The sequence below is a fragment of the Glaciimonas sp. OK215 genome (assembly GCF_057787885.1).
This window is the reverse complement of sequence record NZ_CM173544.1, coordinates 3,345,590-3,369,047: the sequence shown is the minus strand read 5'-3', so window position 1 is coordinate 3,369,047 and position 23,458 is coordinate 3,345,590. Positions and strand designations below refer to the sequence as shown.

General features: G+C 59.4%; 24 protein-coding genes and 1 pseudogene. All 25 read right to left on the bottom strand.

Annotation, left to right across the window (positions count from 1 at the left end):
• Positions 1–9: 9 nt before the first annotated feature.
• The 25 genes and pseudogenes from AC3CHX_RS15365 to AC3CHX_RS15245 all read right to left on the bottom strand — a co-directional run bounded on the left by AC3CHX_RS15365 (position 10) and on the right by AC3CHX_RS15245 (position 23,399).
• Positions 10–2,787, bottom strand: coding sequence for a conjugal transfer protein TraG N-terminal domain-containing protein (locus AC3CHX_RS15365; protein WP_488628916.1), 2,778 nt, complete (start codon positions 2,785–2,787; stop codon positions 10–12).
• Positions 2,788–2,825: 38 nt separating this feature from the next.
• A complete protein-coding gene (locus AC3CHX_RS15360) occupies positions 2,826–4,265 on the bottom strand; it encodes a conjugal transfer protein TraH (RefSeq protein ID WP_488628915.1) in 1,440 nt (479 codons plus the stop codon).
• A 10-nt stretch (positions 4,266–4,275) separates the two neighbouring features.
• Positions 4,276–5,148 carry a conjugal transfer protein TraF gene (gene traF / locus AC3CHX_RS15355; RefSeq protein WP_488628914.1) on the bottom strand — a complete coding sequence of 291 codons (873 nt, stop codon included), beginning with the start codon at positions 5,146–5,148 and terminating at the stop codon, positions 4,276–4,278.
• 26 nt (positions 5,149–5,174) lie between these two features.
• A complete protein-coding gene (locus AC3CHX_RS15350; RefSeq protein ID WP_488628913.1) occupies positions 5,175–5,564 on the bottom strand; it encodes a hypothetical protein in 390 nt (129 codons plus the stop codon).
• The gene (gene traN, locus AC3CHX_RS15345; RefSeq protein ID WP_488628912.1) at positions 5,561–6,883 is read right to left on the bottom strand and encodes a conjugal transfer protein TraN; all 1,323 of its coding nucleotides are present in this window, start codon (positions 6,881–6,883) and stop codon (positions 5,561–5,563) included. The genes AC3CHX_RS15350 and traN overlap by 4 nt, the downstream gene beginning before the upstream one ends.
• Positions 6,880–7,662, bottom strand: coding sequence for a type-F conjugative transfer system pilin assembly protein TrbC (gene trbC / locus AC3CHX_RS15340; protein ID WP_488628911.1), 783 nt, complete (start codon positions 7,660–7,662; stop codon positions 6,880–6,882). Before trbC ends, traN begins: the two co-directional genes overlap by 4 nt.
• Positions 7,649–8,662, bottom strand: a complete 1,014-nt coding sequence (gene traU / locus AC3CHX_RS15335; protein ID WP_488628910.1) for a conjugal transfer pilus assembly protein TraU — start codon at positions 8,660–8,662, stop codon at positions 7,649–7,651. The genes trbC and traU overlap by 14 nt, the downstream gene beginning before the upstream one ends.
• Positions 8,659–9,288, bottom strand: coding sequence for a type-F conjugative transfer system protein TraW (traW, locus tag AC3CHX_RS15330; protein WP_488628909.1), 630 nt, complete (start codon positions 9,286–9,288; stop codon positions 8,659–8,661). The genes traU and traW overlap by 4 nt, the downstream gene beginning before the upstream one ends.
• A 3-nt stretch (positions 9,289–9,291) precedes the next feature.
• Positions 9,292–9,624, bottom strand: coding sequence for a hypothetical protein (locus AC3CHX_RS15325; protein WP_488628908.1), 333 nt, complete (start codon positions 9,622–9,624; stop codon positions 9,292–9,294).
• Positions 9,625–9,635: 11 nt separating this feature from the next.
• A complete protein-coding gene (traF, locus tag AC3CHX_RS15320) occupies positions 9,636–10,241 on the bottom strand; it encodes a conjugative transfer signal peptidase TraF (RefSeq protein WP_488628907.1) in 606 nt (201 codons plus the stop codon).
• Entirely contained in the window at positions 10,238–10,594 is a 357-nt protein-coding gene (locus AC3CHX_RS15315) for a hypothetical protein (RefSeq protein ID WP_488628906.1), read from the bottom strand. Before AC3CHX_RS15315 ends, traF (AC3CHX_RS15320) begins: the two co-directional genes overlap by 4 nt.
• Entirely contained in the window at positions 10,591–13,161 is a 2,571-nt protein-coding gene (traC, locus tag AC3CHX_RS15310) for a type IV secretion system protein TraC (protein ID WP_488628905.1), read from the bottom strand. The genes AC3CHX_RS15315 and traC overlap by 4 nt, the downstream gene beginning before the upstream one ends.
• Before the next feature lie 32 nt (positions 13,162–13,193).
• Positions 13,194–13,874 carry a type IV conjugative transfer system lipoprotein TraV gene (traV, locus tag AC3CHX_RS15305; protein ID WP_488628904.1) on the bottom strand — a complete coding sequence of 227 codons (681 nt, stop codon included), beginning with the start codon at positions 13,872–13,874 and terminating at the stop codon, positions 13,194–13,196.
• Positions 13,871–14,722: a DsbC family protein gene (locus tag AC3CHX_RS15300; protein WP_488628903.1), complete on the bottom strand. Its 852-nt coding sequence runs from the start codon at positions 14,720–14,722 to the stop codon at positions 13,871–13,873. The genes traV and AC3CHX_RS15300 overlap by 4 nt, the downstream gene beginning before the upstream one ends.
• Positions 14,709–16,010: a TrbI/VirB10 family protein gene (locus AC3CHX_RS15295; RefSeq protein WP_488628902.1), complete on the bottom strand. Its 1,302-nt coding sequence runs from the start codon at positions 16,008–16,010 to the stop codon at positions 14,709–14,711. The genes AC3CHX_RS15300 and AC3CHX_RS15295 overlap by 14 nt, the downstream gene beginning before the upstream one ends.
• 89 nt (positions 16,011–16,099) lie before the next feature.
• On the bottom strand, positions 16,100–16,918 hold the full coding sequence (locus AC3CHX_RS15290) for a type-F conjugative transfer system secretin TraK (RefSeq protein WP_488628901.1): 819 nt from the start codon (positions 16,916–16,918) through the stop codon (positions 16,100–16,102).
• Complete coding sequence (gene traE, locus AC3CHX_RS15285; protein WP_488628900.1) at positions 16,915–17,472, bottom strand: type IV conjugative transfer system protein TraE; 558 nt, start codon at positions 17,470–17,472, stop codon at positions 16,915–16,917. Before traE ends, AC3CHX_RS15290 begins: the two co-directional genes overlap by 4 nt.
• Positions 17,473–17,490: 18 nt before the next feature.
• Positions 17,491–17,790 carry a type IV conjugative transfer system protein TraL gene (gene traL / locus AC3CHX_RS15280; RefSeq protein ID WP_488628899.1) on the bottom strand — a complete coding sequence of 100 codons (300 nt, stop codon included), beginning with the start codon at positions 17,788–17,790 and terminating at the stop codon, positions 17,491–17,493.
• Positions 17,791–17,823: 33 nt separating this feature from the next.
• Entirely contained in the window at positions 17,824–18,180 is a 357-nt protein-coding gene (locus tag AC3CHX_RS15275; protein ID WP_488628898.1) for a hypothetical protein, read from the bottom strand.
• Positions 18,181–18,247: 67 nt separating this feature from the next.
• A complete protein-coding gene (locus tag AC3CHX_RS15270; protein WP_488628897.1) occupies positions 18,248–18,967 on the bottom strand; it encodes an OmpA family protein in 720 nt (239 codons plus the stop codon).
• Positions 18,964–19,512 (bottom strand): lytic transglycosylase domain-containing protein, encoded by a 549-nt coding sequence (locus AC3CHX_RS15265; RefSeq protein ID WP_488628896.1) that lies wholly within the window; start codon positions 19,510–19,512, stop codon positions 18,964–18,966. The genes AC3CHX_RS15270 and AC3CHX_RS15265 overlap by 4 nt, the downstream gene beginning before the upstream one ends.
• Before the next feature lie 170 nt (positions 19,513–19,682).
• Complete coding sequence (locus AC3CHX_RS15260) at positions 19,683–20,186, bottom strand: hypothetical protein (RefSeq protein WP_488628895.1); 504 nt, start codon at positions 20,184–20,186, stop codon at positions 19,683–19,685.
• 160 nt (positions 20,187–20,346) lie between these two features.
• Positions 20,347–20,943: a response regulator gene (locus AC3CHX_RS15255; RefSeq protein WP_488628894.1), complete on the bottom strand. Its 597-nt coding sequence runs from the start codon at positions 20,941–20,943 to the stop codon at positions 20,347–20,349.
• Between the two features lie 15 nt (positions 20,944–20,958).
• Positions 20,959–21,488: pseudogene (locus AC3CHX_RS15250) on the bottom strand (response regulator); the annotation flags it as partial.
• A 231-nt stretch (positions 21,489–21,719) separates the two neighbouring features.
• Positions 21,720–23,399 (bottom strand): AMP-binding protein, encoded by a 1,680-nt coding sequence (locus tag AC3CHX_RS15245; protein ID WP_488628893.1) that lies wholly within the window; start codon positions 23,397–23,399, stop codon positions 21,720–21,722.
• Positions 23,400–23,458: the final 59 nt, after the last annotated feature.

The following is a 23,458-nucleotide window of genomic DNA, read 5'->3' as shown; positions in this document are numbered from 1 at the left end:
GACAGAGCACTATTTTTTCTTCAACAAATCCTTTACGACATCTTTCGTATTGTCAAAGGTCGCAACGGCATCCTTTGCCACTTGCTTTTCGGTCTGGTGCAACAGTGATTTCTTCGAGGCGAGCGTTCCATCAGGCGTTTTGACGATTTCCGCTTTTGTATCGAACTTCTGGCTCGCAGAACCCATTTGTTTGCGAATTTCCGCACCTTGCGTCTGAATATCACTGCGAATTCCTCCGGAAGACGCAGTTGAGCCAGTGCCACTCGAAACGGATGTATTGAAATGTGAGACTGGTTTGCGGTGTTCGTGGCTGATCGCGGCCATGTCTGGATTCAAGCGTGGATCAGCCACGTCTTGGGCATGCCGTGCCTGTATATCGTCGAAGGACGTCGGTAGTGCAGTTCCATCCGAGAAAATACGATTGGGACGCAAGCCCTGACGTGCCAGTTCCGCATCGAACAACGTAAATGCCGCAGCACTGTTACCACCATATTGTTCTGAATAGCGCATGAACATCTCGACGTTATGCGGATCCTGTGCGATGTCGATGGAAATCGACTCTCCATGTTCTTGGGCGGCAGAAATCCGCTCTGCCAATGCCGTCCGTTCAGCGAGCATAGCATCCGCACGCTCGGATCTTGAAGTTGCCGTAGCAAGACGCGACGACATATCATTAGTCTCTTTGGAGTCGGATCCAACGGCATTCATAAAACTCGAATCCCGAGATAAGCGGTCACCAAACTGCTTGAACTCGGCAATCTGGTCGGCCGTCATTGACCCCAGCACTTTTTGCTGGTCACCAGAGAGACTGGACTGGAAGGTTTTTCCGGCGCTAGCCTTGATTTCTGCTCCCGCCAGTGGGGTTGACACTCCAACATGGCCCGCTGCACCAAATGCAATCTGCGCAATTTGTGACTGCGATAGCCCGGTTCTGTCGGCCACTCCCTTGGTAATTTGATCCAGACGATTTAGGTTTTCACCCGCCTGCTCGAAGCTACTGGACGCCGTTCCACCGGTGCTGCGCGACGACCGATACTTGGCTAAGCCTCTGGTAAACGTATCCGTCAATACCGCTGAGCGTTCCGTATTGGCAGAAATGGCCTCGCTGCGCGCGGTATCGACTTGTTTGTTGGCTTCCGTCACATCCTGCTCCGACACCCGCATCGATACCACACGGGAAGCAAAGCCCTGATTGCGTAACAGATTGACGCCGGTGCGCCCATTGAGGACATTCGAAGAAATGGTATTGCCCGTCACGTCGTCCTGCCACGATTTCATGAATGCCGACGTACGATTCGGCGCTAGCTGCATCTGGTCCATCGATACGTTGCCCATGCTGACGTTGCCGGCTGCGGCACCGCCCGTTGCGCCGCTCAAACCGGCCTGCAAGCCGGACAATCCGCCGACCAAGGCCGTGCCGAAGTTTTCCATGCGCTTGACGGCGGCCCATGCGATGAGCGGCACGCTGATGACGAGATAGCCGACCACCGCCTCACCGGAGATTGCGTTGGAATAAATCGTCGACGCCGTCTGCAACGACAGCCCCTTGAGACCACCGCCAAGATCGGCGGCTGCGGCCAGATCGTAGGCGGCATAGATCGATGCCATGTAGTTGAGCACGGCATAGAGCGGCGGCCATAACTGAATCCAGATCAGAATCGCGACGTACGATTTGACGGCGAACATCGTATCGCGGCCGCTGGTAAGCAAGAGCAGCAGCACGAACAACGGGAACAATGCGTAAGTCAGCGCTTCCACGACGTTCCTAAACACCGGCAACGCCTGTTCGGCGACTTTGCCGTAGTTGAGCCACGAAGCGTTCGTCTGCGCCACCGCCTGGGCACGCCCGACCGCCAGTATCATCGACGCCGGGTCATTCACCTTTTGGCCGATGATCTTGCTGGTGTCGTTGATCGCATTGATTACCGCGTTCTGGCGGATCAGATCGGCGGCCGTGGCGGCGGCATTGGCGATGTTATCCTTGATATAAGCCTGCTGAATCTGGTCCGCGATGACTGCGGCGGCCGCCGCGCCGGGCAATGTCGGATTCAGCTGGAAAGCCAATCGGCCTTGTATCTGCGTAATCTGGGCGGGAATGCGACCATTTAGGTTGTTGTATACGTTCGGGCAGGTATCGATCGTGACGGCGCCGCCCGAAGCGGTGAGCGTGCTGAAGCGGGCCGGATTTGGCGTCGCCATCAAACTCCACACGTCTTCCGACCGCGAGAACGTGGCCGGGTCGATCGTGCCGTCGATCAGATCGTACATCGTGCAGTTGTGAATGAAGTTGATCAGATCGGTGCGGAAGTTGGGATCCTGGAAAACGACATTGCGCGTGTCGCGAATCAGTCGATTGCCGAACATCAGGCCGTTTTTTTGATAGGTCAATTCGCTGGGTAACGCACCCGGGCCTGGAATGACTTGAAAGGCGGTCTCGAACAGGTCGGTCAGCGTGTTGCCTATCATGTTGGTCAAGCCGCCGAACATCGCCACCCCAAAGGGGACATTGTCGACCACCTTGACCGGTGCGCCGCCGGTCTTGTCGACGATGCCGATTGTGACTTTTGGCACGATCAGGATCGTAAATACCAGAACGACCGAACCCAGCCACTTCCACCCTTGCAGTTTTTCAGGGGCGAACGCGTAGGCGATCAATGCGGCGACAAAGCCGCAGAACGCGACTGCGGCCATCGCGCTCAGGTAATTGCTTGAACCGAAGATGGCTGCGATGGCGTTGAAAATGCCAAACAGGCTGTCCGAATTCTGGTATGCGTAGATCTCCCACATGGGCGTGCCTCTTCTTTCCTTATTGCCCGTTTCGCCACTCAGTTTGCCAACCCGGCAGTCTGTTGCCCCAACATGTCCATCACGTGCTGCGGCATGCTGGAGCGCAACTGGCGCTCCAGTTGTTCCAGATGACTGGCCACGGCCTGGAACGATCCCACTTTCTGGTACAGCAGATTTTTCTCCTGCGCCAGTTGCAGCAGGATGGCTTGCGCGCGTCGCCGGATCTCATTGGCCCGCTCGCGCTGCGCCTGCTGGAGGTTGTAGTCTTTATCGAGCGCCCCCAGTCCTGTGCGCAAATTACTATCGAGAAAGACATAAGCGTAGTCGGCGGCGATCACATCGCGATATTGGGCGATCAGGCTGTCGGCCAGCCCCGAACCCGGTATCGTCGCGCCGATCGACAGCATCTTGTAGACTGGTTCGGTAGTCTGATTGACGAAACCGACCTCGGGCGAATTGTTGGGAATGGCGGTGCGGGTGGCGATTTTCGAAGCGATCGAACGCATCATGTTCTCGACCTTGGCAGTGAACGGGGTATGCGTGTAATTCGTGTTGAGCGTGACCGCATCGCAATTCGTGTAGTCGTTGCACTGCAGCAGGTGCTGCACCACGTCGGTACCGGACGCGGCAGCTTGGCCGTACAGCAACTGGCTGATCGACGTAATCGTCGGCGCAATCGGTTCTGGATCGCGGCCCGCCTCGTCGGGGTAATAGATGATGGTGCCCACCATGCTCATGATCAGTTCGCGTTCCTGATCGTCGAGGTAGGAGCCGGTGTATTGCAGTGCCTTCCAGGTCAGGTTGCCGACGAACGGGGCCTTGTTACGGACATTGGGGTCGTTGGACGCGCGCGCGGAAGCGAGTACGCCTGGGCGATCCGAGGCGCAGCGGCGACGCGCCGCATCCCGATCCGTCTCCAGCCCCATGTCGATGGCGAGATCGGCGCAGGTTTCCTGTGAGCTGTAACCGACGGATTCGGCGGCGCTGCTGACGATGGCCTTGGCCGTCTCGCACGAATTGATGCGGGCATTGTTGATCCAGGTTTCCAAACCTTTGGCCCACTTGGTCAGACCGCCGAGCAGCGGCGAAACGGCTTCCAGCGCGAGCTGAAATGCAATACCAGGCAGCGCTGCGGTAATGTTCTTCAGCATGTTCTTGAACTCGGTCGCCGAGATATGCGAGAAGGACCCGCCGAAGACGTCGATGCCGCCGCACCCGGCCTTGGCGCTCGGGAACTGGATGGCTGTGAGTTGGTAGACCTTGTTGGGAGAGCGCATGAACAGGCTGCCGCCGGTATAGGTATTGAACGTCTGACCGCGGAATGCGCCGGGCGCCGTGTAGTTGCCGATCGCCCCGAGATTGTTGAACATGGTGTTGACCTCGCTGTTCAGGTCTCCCGCGTTGGCCGTGACAGAGTTGATGGCGAAGATTACGGCCATTGCCGCGCCAGCAGGCCGTTTCATCCATCCGATGCGCATAACACTGCTCCTAACGAAGAACGACATGTTTATCTATGCTTGGTACCATCGCCGCTGAAGAGGGGGTGGAAACGGTGGATATCCGTTCGAGCAGCTGGGATTCGGACAACATACCGAAACCGATCGGCGTGATTTTTCCGGTATAGGGCTGCGCCAGGAAGACGGCCGGTACTTGCGTCACGTTCAGGGTGCGCGCGATCCCGTTGTCGGTTCTGGCGTTCGGAAAGCCTGGCATTGGGCCGCCGTCGACACTGATCGCGACGATATTGATGCCGTAACGTGCCTGGAACGCCTCCAGCGTCGGGGCGAAGGCGTGGCAATAGGGGCAGTCGCTACGGAAGAAAAATAGCAGTACGTGATCCCGGCCCAGCTCGGCCATGGCACTGGAACGTGACGTCAGTTGCTCCTGTTCGAATACCTCGATTGCCTTCGCGTTGACCGGACGCCCCTGCAGTGTCGGATCCAGCTCGGGCGTCGCCCAGGCAACGCGTTGCGCCACATCGGCGAAAGTGGAGGCTTGGGCGACGACCTTGGCTTCGAGTTCCATGTAGCGGCGCACATTGGCCTCGGTCGGTTTGATGATGGCGATATTTCGGTATTCCTCCAGCGTCTTTTGTAAGTGGTCAAACTGGACGAGTTCAGGTGCTTTTGGCGGTGTGGCCGCTGGAAGCGAAGGCGCGGTATCGTTCTTACGAGGCGGGGTGGCCTCGTCGTCCGGTTCGGGCTCTTCGTAGAAATGCCAGCCACGCCAGCTATCGGACCAGTAGCCGGGTGCCGCCACCGAGTTTGCGGCCTTGCGCATCTGTTCCTGGGCAAACGTGGTGGTCGGCAGCAGCCATAGCACGAACAGAAACAGGGCGATCTTGGACAAGATATGTTTCATGATCTGTTTCCTTCACGACAGCGAGGTCATGACAAAGATCGCGGCGGCAGGCCGTCGCGGCAATAATTGATCCCCATGTCGATGGTTTGCTTTCTGGGCGCGGGAGCACCCGGCAACAGCACGCCTTCCTGCCAGAACAACAGCTTGAGTCGGCAGCAGCCAGCCTGCGCGTAGCGGCGTTCGGTCGACACATCGATATAGATCGGCGATGTTGCCTTGAAACGCCGCGTGATGGCATCGGCCGGGTCGCCGACCAGGACGCCGTGCGCCGCGCCAGTGGGCGAATCAATTGCGGCAATCATCAATGGGCGCGGATCCGTTACCGGCGTGCGCTCAAGTGCTTGTGCCTGAGCGATGGCAGACCATGTCGCCAACAGGCATGCAAAGGGGAGGGGATACAAATGAAGGGTTTTCATTGGCAACGTCCTTGTCCGTAATAGCAATTCGAGATCCGTGCGGCATTGTTGGTCTGGATGGCGTTCACATTGGGTAGGGCGGGAATGATCGAGGCGTAGAACTCGGTCAGATCCATCGCGGCGAAGTCGAGCGACTGTAGTTGGGCAATGGTGAAGCCAGAGCAGTCGGGGCTTTGGCCGCTACCCCAGCCCTTGCCGAACTGGGCGCGGCCCTGTTCGTTGACGATGCGCGACAAGCGGCTGTTGAAACAGCATTTGCCGGTGGTGTGTTCGATGCACGACACGCAATGCCTGAGAACGCGGATGCAGGACGAGCACCAGGTGCCGACGCTGTGGCACAGGCCCGCACCCTCCTGCATCGCGAGTTTCCCTTCGTTTTGGTTGCATGACATCATCGACATGACGATGTAGATCACGACGGCGATGGCCAGCGTCCACGGGTCGAAGGCGATCGCGAAACTGTCGGTCGTGGCGACGGTGACCGATCCGGCGGGCAGCGCCGTGCCGTTGACGGCGAAAGTCACGCCATACGTCGTGAAGCTGCCGGAAAAGCCACCGCTGGTGAGCAGCGCGCTTATACCCTGATAGATGAACTCCCGATTCTCTGAATTCATCAGAATGTCGTAGACCAGCCGTGATCCAACCCCGAATAGGCTCTGGTTGGTCATACTGGCGCCGGCCGCATCGGTATAGCAGCAGTTCTTCAATAACCGGTTGCGGCACCTATTCGCCTCGCCCTTGAATACCTGCATTTTACTGGGGTCGAGGTAGACGCCAGCCTCACGCGCAGCTTCCATCATCGACATCGCACGGGCGAAATCGGCATCTGCCGTGTAACTGGTATTGAAGCAATTGTTTCCCAGGCAGAAAACATTCGATGGACAAGGGGTTCCTGCCGTGGTCGTGCAACCGGCGTAGTACGTCGAAAGACTGCCTAGTACCGAGGACGGGTCATGCGCGACATTGCTCGCCCCGACGACGCTTGGATCGGTGGCAGTGACGGCAGGGCGCGGCGTTGTGGCGGAATTCACTGCGCCGTTCTGCGCCTGGCACACCGGGTCGTTCGGCATCGTCGTGCAATTCGCCAGCCGTGCATTGGCCTGGCTCGTCAGGTTGCTCTGGCCGTAATAGGTGGATTCCGGTGGTGTGGTCGTGTAGCCTGGCACGTCGGTGGAGGCGTTCGGCGCATTGATATTGCCGTGGATGACCGGATTGGCGGCCTGACCGGCCGCGATGCCTTCTTCGTTCGGACCGGCGACGGCAGTGCTTTGGGTCGCCACGAAGCAGACCAGCGTGACCCAGATAATGAGCTGCTTCATCGCCCGCTCCGGATTCTGTCCAGGAAGGCCGTAGCGCCCTGCGCAAATCCGGGCGCGAAGCGCTGGATGTGTTCGAGCGCGTAATCGAGGCTGACGTCGCCGGCGGTGACGACAAAGGCATCGCTGGTAAAGCATAGCCCGCTTGCGCAATCCTTGGCCTGCGCGCCATCGCGTACCAGCACGAAACTCGGCGTCTTGCTTATCGCGAAGCGGTCGAACGCTTGCGGGTCGATCTGGAAAGCCGCGTTGCGGTTGCCAATTAGCCGTTGCACGCGCACGACCGTTTCCTGCAAGGAGCCGTTGACGAAGCCGCGCAGCACGAGCGTTGCCTTGGCGCGCGCAGCCTGGTCGACCAGGCGCTGGAGTGTCGGGTCCGGCATCGAGAAACTCACGAACACCAGTAGTCCAGGGCCGGCGCTCAGTCCTTGCGCCTGCGCGATCCGCTCGGCGTTGGCCTCGAAGCCCTTGGCGATCGCCTCAAGATCGGGCGGCTTTGTCATCTTCGGCTGTGGCAACGCACCGATGTTCGGCGTGGAGGGCGGCGGCACATTGCGCAACTCGGCCTCGGACGGCATCCGGTATTTCTTCCGTGCGCGTTCCAAGTCCTGCTCGGTGATCACGGGTTGGGATCGCTGGGCATGCTTGATGTCTGCATCGGTCACGGAGACCGACGATTGCGCGAGTGCCGCTCGTATGAACGGCGGTATCAAGGGCGACATCAACAACAGAAGCAGCACGGCGACGCGGCCAAAGAGGTAAATAAGTTTAGTAGCCGACACAGCAGTTCCTTTTTCTGAACAGCATGAAAGCGAAGTCTTCCCCGCGAACCGGGTATTCCTTGCCGGCACCCCATAGCACCGTGGTGCGGCCGAACGGCTGGCAGCACTTGCCATCCGTCTTGTCGGTATTGGGAATGGGATAGGTCAGTTGCGTCTTGTAGGCCGTCTTGTCCATCACCGGCAGGAAATACGGGCCGCACAAGCCGGCTTGACCATGCCAGCCCCAGGCGAGCAATTCACGGTGCATCTTTGCCGTCAGCCGTTGCGCCATCAACGCCGCAGTGCGCACGCCACCCAGGTGATACGGCACCTGACCGTCGAGCGGATAGATGCCGCCCTGACAACCTGCGCACCAGAACATGTCGCGGATGCCGAAGCCGACCGATGCCGCGACGCAATCGGCGGCGCAGGCCGCCAACGCGACCGGATTGGCGAACAGCACCGCATCCGGATTCAGAATCAGCGTCAGTTCATCGTCGTTCCACAGCGGATCGACCTCGGTCAGGTACGCCACGTCGAACGAACCGTGTTCGAGGCAAGGGAAATCGGATACCACGTCCAGCCAGTACATGACCGGGTTCGCGTAGAAGTGCGCCTGGTAGAAACTGCCGCCGTCGCCATCGCCTTCAGGGCGCGTAAAACGGGCCGCCTCCGGCGCCGGGATGCCCGGATCGAGGTCGATGCCGCCGAGCGACACCAGGCAGAATGGCTTCCTCACCGCCTCGACATGGCGTGCCGGCTCCCAGAAGCCGATCGACAGTCCGATGGTGGGATTGACGGCGCAACTGCACACCGGGTTGGACGGATTGTCGATGTCTTCCTGTCCGCCGAAGTTGCCGATCTGCGCGCTGCCGATGGAAATCGGCAGGATGCAGCTCCAGCAGATATCGGTGATCGGGTTCAGGAATTTCCCGGTACAGGTCGCCGCTCCCGCAGCATGCGCCGCACTGAACTGGATGACCAAGCTTAGGAGCAGAACGAGGCGCGTGAGTGTTTTCATCGCAGCGCCAGTTCATCGATACGAAGGCGCATGCCTTCTTGCGAGACGATCGCCGGCACCCGCGTGATGCCGAGCCGATGCGTCAGTACGCCTTGTTGGTCGTAGTACACCGGCGAGCGCCATGATTTCATCAGGTCGAGGTAGGAGCCGCCGACCAGAATTGGTTTGACATGGCCTTGGTAAAAGGCGATCAGTTCGCGTGCCCGTGTAACTTGGCGCTTGTCGCGGGCATCGAAAAACAGCAAATGCTTCGACAACGACACGATTTCCAACGGATTCTTGCGCGTGCCGGCGGGGAACAGCAAGTTGCCTTTGTCGTCGAGGATGTTGCGATCGAGCGTGAATGTCGGATCGAAGTAAAAGGTGCGCGCTGTCTTTGCCGTCTGGATGCCGGCAACCGCTTGCGGATGCGTCACCGCATCGACGCCGCGCGCACGGGCCTGTTCTTCGAGTTTTTGCAGTTCGCCGCTGCGTTTCTTGTCCTGCAAGCGTTGCCGGATGAAATCGAGCAGGTGCGGCTCCTGGATTGGATAGACCGGTCCGATGGTGCCGAGGTCGGTTGCCGATACAAGGCCTGGGAAAACCACCAGAGCGGCACGTAAGATGAGAAAAACGTCGCGTGGCATGGTTCACTTCCCTCTCGCGCACGAAATGGTGCCGGACAAGCGCTGCAGCGTCGCCGCGTCGCGCTGGGAGGCGGCGCGCATCATCGCCATCAGGAGATGATCGCCACTATTGTCGGCGATAGCGCGTCGCAGTTCGATGGCCTTGAGAGGGCGGCCACAGCGGCGCTCGAATGCCTGTAAATAGGCATTGGCTCCTGCGCGTGCCGCTGGCGAGATCTGCGTCAATGCGTCCAGATAGACATCCAGCGGCACATCGTCCTGCAGCGGTGGCGCACTTTGGGCCAGCGCAGTGGTAGCGGATAAGGACATCATCGTCAGGAAAAGGGGGATGCGCATGCTTGTCTCCACTAGAATAAGGGAATGACCTTGCCGATCACCTGATCCGCGCGGACCAGGCCGCTGGCGCGATAGCGCGAGTCGAAGCTGTCCGGATGCGTCCCTTGCACGTAATAGTGACCGGCCGGAATCACCGTATCGGCGATCGGATCGAGCGGATGGCGATCGAAGGTGGTGGCCTTGGCGAACCCGACGCTCTGGTTGTTGACAAACACCTGACGGCCGACGACTGTGACGCGATCCCCCGGTACGCCGCTGATCTGCTTGAAAAACGGCTGTGCGCGCAGCCCTGGATAAAGGCGTTGCGCTTCGCCGTCGAAGGCGTAGATCACGAAATCGCCGCGCCGGAATAGTTGCCGGTTGCCGTATTGCACGACGGCGACCTTGTAGGGAACGCTGGGTGTCCAGTTGAAGAGGATCGGCAAGTGCGGCGTCGGATCGATGAAAAGGCGGGTGAACGCGAGGCCCCAGATGGCGCACACGGATGCATACAGAATCCAATGCGCCCGGGCAGGGCGCAGCAGATGAACGCAGAAGAGGAAGAAGAGTTGGCATGCGCGACGCGGCAGGGTGCCGACTGGTTGTTGCGGGCCGAGTGTGAAGGAATCGATGGTCATGGCAACTCTACCTTGTGTTTCAGCAATGCAGTGAGATCGACAGCATGCGGCGGGGAGCCGGCGACCGCCATACGGACCAGGACCAGGCAACGGCAGTCGCGGGGCAGTTCTTCCAGCGCAAGCGGCAGCCGCTGCGCGAATTGACGGGCCATCAGCAGCGCCTTCTGACGTTCTTCTTCCGAAGTTGTTTTTGTGAGGATCTGCGTGAATTCGGCTTCTTTCAGCCGATAAACTTCGCCGACATCGACCACACCGATCAATTGCGCGGGACGCACCACCATGTGGTCGTAGGCGAGTAATGCGATCGCGACGATGAAGGCGGTAGTGAGCAAATTCGCGACGACGGATTTCATACGCTGTGTCCTCGTTGACGCAGCAGTTCGGTGATCGCGTCGTCGATGCTGTACCCTCGGGCGCGCAGTTCGTCGATCGGCGCGTTGTCTTCCAGCTTGTTGGAGAACAGCAAATGCGTTGCCGGGTCGAGGATATTGCGTGCCACGCCTTCACCCACCGGCGACGAGATGTAAAGTTCGGAGAACACACCCGGCTCGGTGCGCAGCGAATTGAGCAGGCGCTTCTTCGACTCGTCCATTGTCAGCCGACCCTTGCGGTCCAGCATCTCGATCGATTCTTTCTTCTGCCGCAGCAGGAAGACCCAGTCCGAGCAGTTGAACGCGGCCTCCATCTGCGCCGAACCGTAGTAGTCGTCGGCGCTCTGCGTCGCGGTCCCCAGCGCACCGCCGTATTTCCGTGCACGGCGTGCCGCCTCCTCGACCACGGCCGCCTTGACCGGATCGTCGGCGCCGATATCGCCGAGTTGCTGCTTCAGTTCGTCGATGAACAACACTTTCTTGCGGTTGCGCGTCAGGTACATCTCGCCGGTGATCTGATACAGCAGCAGGATGTTGACGACCGCGTGCAGGTCGGGTTTGCGCTTCAGTTCCTCGTTCTCGATGACGATGAAGTCGTTGGAAAAATCGATGCTGCTGGGCCCCTCGAAGAAGCGCTCGTACTGTCCGCCCTTGGCATAGGGATTCAACATGATCGCCAGGTCGCGTATGCGCGGGTCGTTGAGGACGCCGAGTTCTTCGATAGTGCCGGTCTTGAACGCATCGCGCAGGCCCGTTACGGTGAGGTCGCGGCCATATTCCCGAAACAGTTTCAATGTCATCGCGGAAATGGCTTTGTACTGCACTTCTTCCAGCGTGTGCTGCATTGATGCCATTTTGGCGATGGCCGGCACCAGCATGTCGATGTCCTCGTTGATGTCTTGCACGGTCGAAAACGGGTTCAGGCAGATGTCGACATCCGGGCGGAATTCGATATAGGTGCCACGGGCTTTGCGGCAGAGCTTTTCGAAAGAGCGTCCCAGGTCCAGCATCCAGACCTTGGCACCGATGGCCCGATACGACCACGCCATCTCGTTCATCAGTACCGACTTGCCGGAACCCGGCGCTCCGATGATGGCAAAGTTGTAATTACCCAGATCGTTGTCGTACAGGTCCAGCGTCATCAATTGTCCGCGCCGTCCGCCAAAAACCAGCGTCGGCGTGCGAGTGCCGCGCCATTCGGCAATCAAAGGAGCGAGATGGATGGCGTTGGCCATGGTCTTGCGCGTGACGCGGCGCATTTTCTTCAAATCGCCGTGAAATCGTTCGGATAGTGTCATCGGCAGACTGGCGATCAGCGCCTGGCGGTGCATGTAGACATCGGCGTTCAACTCGAACCCGCGCGCACGCCAGATCGCCTTCGCGGTTTCCTCGGCTGCGACCGCCTTGTCGGGCGGCGTGAAGAGCGCGAGCTGGTGATACATGCTGACCAGCGCACCACCGACATCGATTGCATCGGCGGCGGCGTTCCAATCCTTGAGCTTTTTGTTAACATCTGGCATGACTGCCGCCATCTTGCTCTGGGCGTTTTGCGTTGCCCGCACATGGTTGGCCGTGACAGCCGTCTTGGTGGTGTTGGGATCGAGCACATGGACGCCCATCGTCAGCAGGAACGGGGCGTTGTACTGCAGTGCCGGTTGCATCAGGTCGCCGATCAACGAACCCATCTGCCACAGCGCAAAACGCTCCGGATACGACTTGATCGAATAGAAACGCGCATCGAGTACGTTCGGGTCGCCTTCCTTCCATAGGCGCAGCCCATTCGCGTTGGCATCCTGGATCGTGTCGAAATCGACGATCTGATCGCGGATTTCGCGCCCATCGTCGTAGTGCAGATCGGGGGTGTCGGTGCGCGAGATCCTGTCCGGGTTGGTGAACAAGGAACACCAATTGATCAGGTCGGCGGCGTCACACACGCGGTTGGGCAACGACGCTGCGCGCAAGGTGGTGGACATGGCTTCGCGCAGCGCGATCAGTTCGTCGCGCCGGTTCAGATTGTCGACGCACCCCGGCAGTGCCACACTCATCATCAGCCGAAAGTCGCGGATCGTGTAATGGAAGCCAGTGGTCATCGATTTTTGCGCGCCGAGCAACAAATGCCCGACACGTTGGCGCGCGAGCCGGCGGAACAGGTTCTCGTTGCGTGCGGGGCGGCCCCAATGCTTGGCTTTGTCGGACTGGTCCTCATCCTCCAGGCGCAGATTGGCGTAGCGGCGCAGCAGATCACGCACGTGCGGCGAAGCAAACAGGTGAAACTGGATACCCGCGCTTTTGGGACAGGTTGCGTACAGCGAGATCAACACTTCGACCATGCGCTCGTCAGCGCCGGATTGCGGCATGATCTCAAGCATGAAGCCGAGATTGTCACGATTGACGAAGATGTCGTCGCCGCCGATATAGGCCGAATACGGCAGCCAGCTGGCAAATTGCTCGGCGGGCGATTCGTCCCGCCCGCCCAACCCAAAAAAGCCGTTGCCGCCGTGGCCGGCGCCGACGGCATCAAGGAACCCCGAACGAATAGTATCGAACATGAAACTCTCCTTGCTCAATTGGTTAGTGATGCTCATTGGCTGTCATCGGCCGGCAGATCGGTTGCGCCCGGCATCGATATCGATGGGGTAACCAACTGGCTGGAATTTCTGCCTGCTGCACCTGTGCCAAAGAAACTGGGGTCGGCCGGTTTGGCCGGGACCGTCGCGGGCGGTACTGCGGGTATGGTTGCCGTCTTCGGCGGTCGAATCGGCGCGTAAGCGTCGCGGATGCGCTGCTGCGCGTGATCGATCAGCCAGCGGCCGTCATCGATCTGTACGTAGACGAAGCCCTGGTCGACCAGATCGTGATCCGCGTCTTCCCAGGGTTTGAACCAGAGCCGCAGTACGCGCGCCTGGGAGCGTAAGGGCGACGGTGCGAGCGCCTGAGGCGAGGCGGGGTCAAGGCCGGCCTTGTCAATGATGGGTGCAGCCCCGGAGGTCGATGAAGAACGGATGGACACGGGCTGCGAGTCGGAGGTGGCACCATTGCCCGCTGCACCGGCCGGATGGTGCTGCCGTTGGCTCGGCAAATTGTTCTGGATCGCGTTGTAATAGTTGCCGGATACCGAATCGCACTGCACGCCTTGCGGCGCTTTACAGCCATACTCGGAACTGCCGCCCAGACCGCTCATGTTGGCGCAGCCGGAGAACAGCGTTGAGACGCAAAGGATCAGCACCGAAGCATTCCACGTCAAAAGGCGAATGCGTATCATGGTGTGGTCTCCTTCTGGCGGGGTACGGCGGTGCGTGCATGGGAGGTCGCGATCTCCGGGACGGCTTTGATCTGGGATTCGATTTCTGCGGCATCGGCATAGCCGTCAGTGCGACGGCCGTTTGCATAGATGATGGTGGGGGTACCAAGTACCTTCAGTCGCTGGGCAAGCGCGAGAATGCGGTCGAGCGGATGCGTGCAGGAAGGTGAGGGGGATGACGGCGTGGCGAGCAGACTCTGGTCACCTTCGAGCATGGTTTGGTGCCAAGCCTTTTGCCGATCGGCGGCACACCAGATGGCGGTCGGCAGCGCATAGCCCTGGAACGGCACCAGGAAGGTATAGATCATGACATTGTCGAGTTTGGCGAGCTCCTGTTCCAGCCGCTTGCAATAGGGGCAGGCGGGATCGCTAAAGACGGCGAGGGTGCGGCTGGCATTCCCTCGTACGGTCTTGATGGCATCGGCCAGTGGCAACTGCGCAATCGGAAGGACGGGCGCGACGGCGTCACGATCGTCGGCCGCCATTCGCAGGCGCTCTGCTTGCGCCAGTTTCGGCGCGGTCAGGTCGGTCATGGTCTTCGTGTCGAATACGCGACCGAACACCAGATAGCGCAGATTCTTGTTGGATACGAACGCCACGTTGGGACCCATCCACACCTCGTACAGACCGGGAATTGGTGTGTGCGAGACGCTAGTGAAGCGGGTGCCGAGGTGCGCCTTCTGTAGCGCAGCCAAGATGTGTTCCTCGTCGGCTGCGGATGGAGGTGCAGCAATGGCGCCGAAAGAAAGGCCCAGGAGACACATCAGGGGCAGGGTGGCAGCAAACAGCGGGAGATTAGTAGTCTTCATCGCTGGATTCCTTCAAATAACGTTCTTCGGGCGAACGGCGCGTAGCGGCCAGGTTCGAGGCCGGGCGATTTTTTGCGGTGACGGGGGCGTCGATGCGTATCCCCTTGGTAATGACGACATCGATCTCCCGCCCGGCGTCGATTTCGATGACGGGGAAAGTTTGCTCGGCGAGCTTGATATAGTACTGAGCCAGCCGGTCCAGCGCACGACCGACGCCGGTGCCGACGCCGGCCCGGTAGGCTTCATTGCCGGAGACGCTGGCGATTGTGCCCAGCGCCGACGTGCTAGTCGTCGTGGAGGACGTCGCCAATCCCTGGCCGATGCCACTGACGACACCGGCGAGCAGCGCGTTGGCGAGCATCTGTCCCTGCTTGGTGACGAGCCGCCCGCGCATGCCGACTTTGCCGTCTTCGCCGTACACGCTGCCTTGGATCTTGACTTCGAGCGTGGAGCCGTCATCGCGCACGCAAGACAGGTTCTCGGTGCGCAGATAGGCCCGTTCGGAACTGATGTCGCCGTAACCGGCGGCGATCACGAAGCACTCTCGATACTCGGCTCTGACTCGGTTGGGCAGTACGGAATTGTCGGAAAGACGGATCAGCACCGGATGCGGGTTGGACTGAGACTGGCCGCCGGTCGGCGCGTCCAGCCCACCCAGCAAGGTGCCGCGGGTGAAGCTGACCGGCAGATAGGTATCGATCGTATCGCTATGGCTGCTGCCGTCGCGCTCCGCAGCAGCGGGTGTGGCGTGGGTCTGCGCCACTTTGCCCGGCTCGGCCATGGATGCATGTACCAGTCCCAGCATCATTGTGTCGGATCGGTCGGATGGCGTGCCCGCAGGCATCGCCCCGACTGGAACGGATCTCCCGGGCGGAGGAGGCAGATTGGCCGGTAAAGCGCTGGAAGGCGGATATGGGGTTGGCGTCGCTACCGACGGTTCCGGTGCAGCAGGCGCCAGCTGTGCAGACGTCGTCCGTGACGCCTGTCCGGCGGCCGTCAGTTGTTGTTCCAGTTGGCCGAAACGCTGCATCGTCTTGTCTTCGAATTCTTTGCGGTCTCGATTGACGCGGGATTGCTCTTCGCGCTCCTGCTCGTATTGGGCGAGTTTACGACCGGCGGTGCCGACCCACTGGTCGACCGGATTGACCTGCTGGCCCGGTGCCATCACGCCGATGTTGGTCGGCGGAGCCGTTCCGGTCGATGCGGACGACTGGGGTGAATTGGCGATCTTCATGCCGCTGCCGGTGAAGGCAAAGACGGCCCACAAGGCCCCGACACCACACGCCATGATCGCAGCCAATGCTGCGTACTGGCGTTGCCTCGGGGTGAGACGCTCGATGGCGCTCCTGATTTTAGAGGTGTCGAATGCGGCCATGGTCAACTCCCCAGTCGGATGACATAGACGGTCGTGCTTTCACCGGGGCGAAGATTGAGGTTTTCTATGGCGACACCGATGACATTGCCTTCCGACCGGTCGAATTCCTGTTCGGCCAGCACCATCGTTTGATCGCTGACATTGGTGAGCAGGTATTTTTCACCGATCAAGTTGCGCCCTTCATAGGTCCGCATCAGCGAGAACCTGGCTTCGCTCCAGAGCGGGATCGGGCGATTGACCTCTTCCACGCGCACCTCCGGTCCGACCCGGTTGGAAGCCATTGCCATTAGCAATGCTTTCATTACCCGAATGTGGTTGGCGGATGTCCCGAGCGGACCTTGGCGCGAGGGCGAAGGATCGGTAGCCGCGCGTCGCGCCTTCTTGTCGCGGATGACGATGGTGTCGGATGGTGTGTCCGAACGCCGCAGTAGCAGCGTGTAGGTGGCGTTCGCCGAGGAAACGAACAGGTTGACCGGTTTGGTTGCGGTGCGTGATATGTCGATGGGCCGCACGTAGATCTCGCCCTTGTCGCGGTCGCATTCCAGCGCGATTTCGCCGGCCGGATTAATTGCGGGCGCCGTCGGCGATGGTGCGCCCGCTACGGCGGTTACAGAAGGAGCACAGTTGCTCGAGTAGAGGTTGCCGAAGACATCGGTGATCGGCGCGTTCTCGATCCGGATGCGGGTCGGCTCCTTGATCGCGATAACTGCTTCGACCGTGACGCCGTCGCGCGCTTCGACGAGCTGCAGGGCACGGGCGGGAATGCTGGCGAGCGTGGCCGCCATCGCCAGCAGCGGCAAAAGCCATGGCTTGTGGATCATTGGGAAATCTCCTTGAACGCTTTCAGGTGCACGCGGCCGCCGGCGTACAGGAACTCGACGAGATAGGCCTTGGTTTCCGTCGCCGTGTCCTGGCCGTTGACCTGGGTGCGCAGGCGACCGCGCACGACGACGGTCTGGTCGGTTTCGTTTGCAACGAGCTGTTGCGGTAGAAAGTAGGTGCTGGCGTTGATGCGTTTTAAGCGCTCGGCCTCGATTTCCTGGCGCGACTTCATCGCACCATGTTGATCGGGCGCCACGTAATTGAGCAGGACGTCTTTCTTCCAGTCGATCGATGCGGGCGTGACGTCCAGAATTAACCAGGCGACGAAGCTGCCCATTTGTTCCAGATACTCGCGGCTCGCATGGTCCTTGGTGACCCAGAAAGTCTTGTCGATCGACGGCGGCACGACGATGGTGCGTTCCATGCCGATCAGATTTAGGATGATGACAAGGCAGGTAATAAGTGCTGTGATCAGGCTGCCGACTGCCAGACCCAGATCGCGGTTGCGGCGGCGCATCTCTTTCAGATCGTTGTTGAGCTTGGTGAAATCCATGGCAGGTTCCCGTCCGGTTCAACCAACCATGCGGCGCAAGTGAGAGGGCGGCGTCACGCGCATCGCAGTGAGCGGATTGGGCGGCAAACACCAGTAGATCCAGTGCATAGCGAAAGCTGGATGCTTATCGGCCTTGATACGGGAGAGCCAGCGGGAGAGGAAGATACCGATCGCCATACAAACCGCGAACGGCATCTTGGCGCCAGACATGTAGCCGACGAAGAAGCAGAACAGGACCGGGGCGGCGACGTCGATGTCCCAGAACCCGAACTTCCACTGATCGTCCAGACGACGGGGAATATAGGTTTCGGCTTGCATGGTGCTCTCCAGTTCCTGGTCGGAAACCGATGCTCAGAGCACCGCGCCCATGATCGCGCCGGCGATCACGAGACCCACTGCGGCGAAGATCGCCAGACCGACGTAGAACAGCACCGGTCCGAAGTTGCGTAATGCCGAAAGCGAGATCAATGCGACGACGAATCCCACGAACCCGACCAGCGCCTTGATGCCGGGGCCGAGCGCAGAAATCTGGGTCAGCGCCGAAGTCATCGGACCCGTGATGCCAGTAAAGGTCACCAGATCCAGGGCATAACCGGGAAACGCTGTGCACAGACCGACAACGAATATCGCCATCAGCGTGATGACCATCATGGATTTACGGTTCGCAATTGAGCGGGAAGCAGGCATGTTGAGAAGTGTTGTACTCATGAAATCCTCCAATCAAAAATTGAGCGAAGAAAAGTTGAATGACGGTGAGCAGGTGCTTGGTTGAACGTCATGGGGTCACCTTTTCGGGAACGTTGAAGACGACCTCGACACGCCGGTTCTGGCGTCGCCCTCGCGGCGCGTCATTGGATGCGATGAAGCAGCAACGGCCCTTGGCATCGATCACCATGACGGCAGGGGGCGTGGATTCGCGTTGGTGCAAGTAGTCGCGCACGCTGAATACCCGTGCCAAGGCGAGCGTCCGATTCGGCGTGTCGGCACCGACGCTATCGGTGCGGCCGGAGATGACGATGCGATCGGCCTTGCTAGCATAGGGCAGCGATTGCGCAAGTGCAGCCTTGCCTGCGGGCGTGAGTGCAGCGCTTCCCGAGGCGAAGTACACCATTATCCGGTGTCGTGCTGAAATGGGAACGATGCCAAGCTTAGCGTCAATGGCCGTGTGGTCGGTCACTGGTCGGAAAGTATCGGTATTCGACGTCACCGTTGGATTGACCATTGTCGACGACTCCGAAAATGCAGCGGTGTCGGGAGCGACGGCCAAGGATTTTGGGGTGACGGAGGGACATGCCGGTTCCGTGCAGACGGCAAACGACGCATCATGGCCGAAATTCATTTGAGCGATATGCCGCATCGGAACCCGTTGCGCCGCCCGGTTTGTTTGCCCTCGTTCGATCTGCCGATGCGGTACCAGACCGCACGACATGACGAGCAATGCAATACCAACTGCAATGCTTAACGTCGAGAGGAGCCGGATCGCACGCAACATCATGGCGACACCCGCGCGGAAAGAATGAGCTGTGCGTCGCTTGGAGCAGCTCGGTGATAGGGTATTGCCTTCGTTGCGGTAAGTTGTCGTTGCGCAGACTGCTGCGACGGAAGCTGCCGATAGACCAGCCACGCATACTTGGCGCGGGCATTCTGGCACGCAGCGCCTTTGAGTTGGGTACAGGCCGCGTTATAGGCGCCGACGCCGTCCCAGGTCACGCCGTGACGTGCAAAACTATGTGCGAGCAGCCAGGCACCGACGTGGATGTTCGTGCAGGGATCAAAGAGATCGCGCTCGCGGATACCATACTGCGCAAGCGTGCGCAGGTTCGAGTTGTTGATTTGCATCAGCCCGATATCGTAGGAGCCGGTACGCTGGCGGTGTGTGCGGTTGACCGCTTGGGGATTCAGGTTCGATTCGACACGGGCAATGGCAACCAGCAGTTGTGCCGGAACGCCGTAGCGTTGGGCGGCCTGTTCCCAGCATGCCCAGGCATACATAGGAGACCACAGAAGCAACAGAAAGCCGGCTTTTTGAAGATGTCTCATAGATCACCCCAACGAGGACTAATGCGCCACGCAGGGTTTGCGGGCGTCTTGTCAGGACCGGTGTGACCGGCCGCGGTCGTGTTCAGGTAAGCCTTGGCGACAATGGCCTTGGCGGGGTGGGTAAAGCGCTGGTCGGTGGATGCCGAGATGTCCGCCGTTACAGCGTTTGCTCAACTGGTCAAATGCGCTTCCTTCTTCCTGGCAGATCGATTGGCCATGTTGACGCGAGCCTGATGCAAGACGCTCGCGCCCGACGGATCGGTCTGGCGGCTCAACGCCACGCAAGCCGTTGTCAACTGGTCGAGCTGAAATTTCGGATTTGGATGGCGATTTGCAGGTGAACGCTGTAGTGCCAGCAGTCGGTCGTACTGCGCGATCCACATGGATTCGCGACGGCGCGGACTGTGCGGCACACGCAGTATCAGCTCAGTGCCCAAGAATTCGAAGATGCGCACCGCAGCATTTTCGTTGGCGAAAACAAGCGATACGCAGGCACTGATCAAGTCGGGAAAACGAAATGTCGGCGCGACGTTTTTTTCGCTTTTCAGCAGCGCGTAAAGCCATTCATGCTCTTCGAGCCACAGCCTGGTTTCGAGGATTTCATCCATATGTTCAACATCGAACTGGGCCCCCATTAAACCATCTTTTTGTTTAGTCAATGTTGCTGGACACATAGGCGCTATCTTCCTTCCATCGATATGCATCTTGGTAGATGCGGCTGATGGGAGTAGATTAACGATGAGCGGGAAAGAAGTCTCCCAAGAATTGATTCTTCTATAGGGGGATTTTGCGATTAGTCTCCCGGTTTTTTGGACGTGTCCAAGCGGGACCGAATCAACTAACAATTTTGTGCGGGGGCCACGATACCGATGTAAGACGTACCTCAATCCGGCGCAAACACCACGTGTCTCGCGTGAGCTGGATGAGCAGGTACAGGCCCTTGAGCTCGTCGCTCTGGCGACGGATCAATTCGCGGCTTGTCTCCAGTTCCATCACCTTCCGCTCCAGAACTCTGCTGTAGTTCAGCGATTCCTTGTGCAACAGACGCACTTCCATCATGTTGTGAACGCGCATCTGTGCCTGGGCCAATTCAAACGGTTGGCTGATGAAATCCTTGGCGTCAGCTTGCAGCGCGCGCAGCTTGTGATCCGGTTGGGCGGTGATCACGAGGACCGAAAGGGAGCCGTCCGTTTCGATTTCCTTCAAGCCTTCCATCACCTTGAATCCATCCATGCCGAGCATCTGGAGATCGAGCAGGGTCAGGTCGTGGCGGTTTTTGCTGTGCAGCCGGCAGACCGCATGCGGATCTCTCGTGGATGTGATGGCGGCATAACCGGCCCCGCGCAGCATCCGCTCAAGCAGCAGGACATTGGCTTCCATATCGTCAACGACCAGGACGCTGGCGTCAAGTATGTCGGATGAACTGATCATGGCATGCGCCCTGCTTCAATGGTGCTGATTAACCTTGGTGAATTCAAGTGCCACATTCAACGCGTCCATGAATTCATCGAGCTTGATTGGCTTGGTCACATAGCGGAAGAATCCTGCCTGTATACCTTTCTCGATGTCGCGCGGCATGGCATTTGCACTGAGGGCAACGACCGGGATGTGCGTCGTTGCCGGGTTGTGGGGTAGGATTTTCAGGGCGTCGGTGCCGCTGATGTCAGGCAGATTGATGTCCATCACGATCACCTCCGGCTGCGCGCCAGCGCTATGCTGAGTTGCCCGTTCACCGCGGTCAGCAGGCGCATCTCGGTGTGGCGCGCGATGAGTTGCTCGACCAATGCCAGGTTCGCCGGATTGTCCTCGACATACAGCAGGGTGTGCGGCGACGCGCCGCTCTGGACTTGCGCTTTGGCAACTACGGCGGGTGCGGCGCCGCCAACGGCGACTTGTGGTGCGGCCGCAGCGAGCAGTTCGAACCAGAACACGCTACCCGCTCCGACGGTACTTTCTGCGCCGATTGCACCCCCCACTCCAGGCAGTGTATTTCAAGGCCTTCGCAGTTGATGAACAGCGAAGCCGGTACTGGCATCTCAATCAAGGCAGTCTCCTTTTCTTCATGTGGAAACTAGGCCGCCGTCCGTTGTCGGAGGTCTCCGCGGATGATTTTGCCTGTCGTGGTTCTGGGCAGAGACGGGATGAAATGGACGTCGTGCGGATACCCATGCGCGGCTAGGCGATTGCACACGACGGTGCAAAAACGCCTATTCGGCGCTCAAGTCCAAGTCGCTTGTGACTTGCTCGCGCAACAGGTATTTCTGGATCTTGCCGGTCACCGTCATCGGGAAGCTGTCGACAAACCGGATATAGCGTGGAATCTTGTAGTGGGCGATCTGGCCGCTGCAGAAAGCGCGGATTTCATCGGCATCGGCCTGCGTGCCGGGACGCAGAATGATGCAGGCGCACAGCTCTTCGCCGTATTTGACGTCCGGCACGCCCACGCATTGCACGTCCAGCACTTTCGGATGCCGGTACAGGAATTCTTCGACTTCGCGCGGATAAATGTTTTCACCGCCGCGAATCACCATGTCCTTGGAGCGCCCGACGATGCTGCAAAAGCCGCTTTCATCGATGACCGCCAGATCGCCGGTATGCATCCAGCGCGCCGCATCGATGGCTTCGCGGGTTTTTTCTTGATCGCCCCAGTAGCCAAGCATCACCGAATAGCCGCGCGTCAAGAGCTCACCCTTTTCTCCGCGCGGCACGATGCGGCCGCAGGTGTCGACAATCTTGACTTCCAGATGCGGATGGACGCGACCGATGGTGGACACGCGCAAGTCGATCGGGTCGTCGACCGAACTCTGGAAGCTGACCGGTGAGGTTTCCGTCATGCCGTAGCAGATCGTGATTTCGTTCATGTGCATCTGGTCGATCACGCGCGTCATCACTTCGATCGGGCAGGGCGACCCTGCCATGATGCCGGTGCGCAGGCTCAACAAGTCGTACTGCTTAAAATCCGGATGATCGAGGATCGCGATGAACATGGTCGGCACGCCATGCAACCCGGTACAGCGTTCGGCCTGCACGATTTCCAGCACCGCCTTGGCGTCGAAGCCTTCACCCGGATACACGATCGCCGCGCCATGGGTCAGGCAAGCCAGGTTGCCCAGCACCATGCCGAAACAGTGGTACAGCGGCACCGGAATGCACAAGCGGTCTTTTTCAGTCAGCCGCATTGCCTGGCCGATGAAAAACCCGTTGTTCAGAATATTGTGATGGGTCAGCGTGGCCCCCTTCGGTGCGCCCGTGGTGCCCGAGGTGAACTGGATATTGACGGCATCGTCGAATTGCAGCGTGGCGGCGACATTCGCCAGGTTTTCGAGATCAGCGGTGGTTATCGACAGCAACAAATCATCGAAATTGAGCATGCCCGGCGTTTTGTCGGTGCCCAAGCGGATCACTTGCTTCAGGTGCGGCAGCCGGTCCGAGCGCAACGCGCCTGGCTGGCAATGGTGGATTTCTGGAACCACATCCTGCAGCATCGCGAGATAGTCGCTGGACTTGAAGGTGGCCGCCAGGATCAGCGCGCTGCATTGCACATGGTCGAGCACATATTCGAGTTCGGAACGGCGATAGGCCGGATTGATATTGACCATGATTAATCCGGCCTTGGCGGTCGCGAACTGGGTCAGTACCCATTCTGAACAATTTTGCGACCAGATGCCGATGCGGTCGCCTGGATTCAAGCCAAGCTTCAGCAGGCCCGCAGCAAGCAGGTTGACGCGCTGATGGAACTGCCGGTAGGTCCAACGCACGTTCTGGTGCGCAACGATGAGTGCTTCCTGTTCGCCGAAGCGCTCGGCGACCGAGTCCAGATATGAACCTATCGTTACACCGATCAGCGGCATTTGATGGGCGCCGTGAACGTAGCTTGGTTGCTGCATGAGGGATCTCCTTGATTTGGCAGATTGCGCGCATCGCCGGATGCGCGCAACAAACATGG

Bases quoted from the DNA above. Each gene is read 5' to 3' on its own strand.
- AC3CHX_RS15290 (WP_488628901.1), bottom strand. From the start codon at position 16,918: ATGATCCACAAGCCATGGCTTTTGCCGCTGCTGGCGATGGCGGCCACG.
- AC3CHX_RS15365 (WP_488628916.1), bottom strand. From the start codon at position 2,787: ATGTGGGAGATCTACGCATACCAGAATTCGGACAGCCTGTTTGGCATT.
- AC3CHX_RS15255 (WP_488628894.1), bottom strand. From the start codon at position 20,943: ATGATCAGTTCATCCGACATACTTGACGCCAGCGTCCTGGTCGTTGAC.
- traL (WP_488628899.1), bottom strand. From the start codon at position 17,790: ATGCAAGCCGAAACCTATATTCCCCGTCGTCTGGACGATCAGTGGAAG.
- traV (WP_488628904.1), bottom strand. From the start codon at position 13,874: ATGATACGCATTCGCCTTTTGACGTGGAATGCTTCGGTGCTGATCCTT.
- traF (WP_488628907.1), bottom strand. From the start codon at position 10,241: ATGACCATCGATTCCTTCACACTCGGCCCGCAACAACCAGTCGGCACC.
- AC3CHX_RS15275 (WP_488628898.1), bottom strand. From the start codon at position 18,180: ATGAGTACAACACTTCTCAACATGCCTGCTTCCCGCTCAATTGCGAAC.
- AC3CHX_RS15295 (WP_488628902.1), bottom strand. From the start codon at position 16,010: ATGGCGTGTGGTGTCGGGGCCTTGTGGGCCGTCTTTGCCTTCACCGGC.
- AC3CHX_RS15270 (WP_488628897.1), bottom strand. From the start codon at position 18,967: ATGATGTTGCGTGCGATCCGGCTCCTCTCGACGTTAAGCATTGCAGTT.
- AC3CHX_RS15350 (WP_488628913.1), bottom strand. From the start codon at position 5,564: ATGAAAACCCTTCATTTGTATCCCCTCCCCTTTGCATGCCTGTTGGCG.
- traE (WP_488628900.1), bottom strand. From the start codon at position 17,472: ATGGATTTCACCAAGCTCAACAACGATCTGAAAGAGATGCGCCGCCGC.
- AC3CHX_RS15315 (WP_488628906.1), bottom strand. From the start codon at position 10,594: ATGAAATCCGTCGTCGCGAATTTGCTCACTACCGCCTTCATCGTCGCG.
- AC3CHX_RS15360 (WP_488628915.1), bottom strand. From the start codon at position 4,265: ATGCGCATCGGATGGATGAAACGGCCTGCTGGCGCGGCAATGGCCGTA.
- AC3CHX_RS15265 (WP_488628896.1), bottom strand. From the start codon at position 19,512: ATGAGACATCTTCAAAAAGCCGGCTTTCTGTTGCTTCTGTGGTCTCCT.
- traC (WP_488628905.1), bottom strand. From the start codon at position 13,161: ATGTTCGATACTATTCGTTCGGGGTTCCTTGATGCCGTCGGCGCCGGC.
- AC3CHX_RS15300 (WP_488628903.1), bottom strand. From the start codon at position 14,722: ATGAAGACTACTAATCTCCCGCTGTTTGCTGCCACCCTGCCCCTGATG.
- traW (WP_488628909.1), bottom strand. From the start codon at position 9,288: ATGCCACGCGACGTTTTTCTCATCTTACGTGCCGCTCTGGTGGTTTTC.
- AC3CHX_RS15245 (WP_488628893.1), bottom strand. From the start codon at position 23,399: ATGCAGCAACCAAGCTACGTTCACGGCGCCCATCAAATGCCGCTGATC.
- traF (WP_488628914.1), bottom strand. From the start codon at position 5,148: ATGAAACATATCTTGTCCAAGATCGCCCTGTTTCTGTTCGTGCTATGG.
- traU (WP_488628910.1), bottom strand. From the start codon at position 8,662: ATGAAAACACTCACGCGCCTCGTTCTGCTCCTAAGCTTGGTCATCCAG.
- AC3CHX_RS15260 (WP_488628895.1), bottom strand. From the start codon at position 20,186: ATGTGTCCAGCAACATTGACTAAACAAAAAGATGGTTTAATGGGGGCC.
- AC3CHX_RS15325 (WP_488628908.1), bottom strand. From the start codon at position 9,624: ATGCGCATCCCCCTTTTCCTGACGATGATGTCCTTATCCGCTACCACT.
- traN (WP_488628912.1), bottom strand. From the start codon at position 6,883: ATGAAGCAGCTCATTATCTGGGTCACGCTGGTCTGCTTCGTGGCGACC.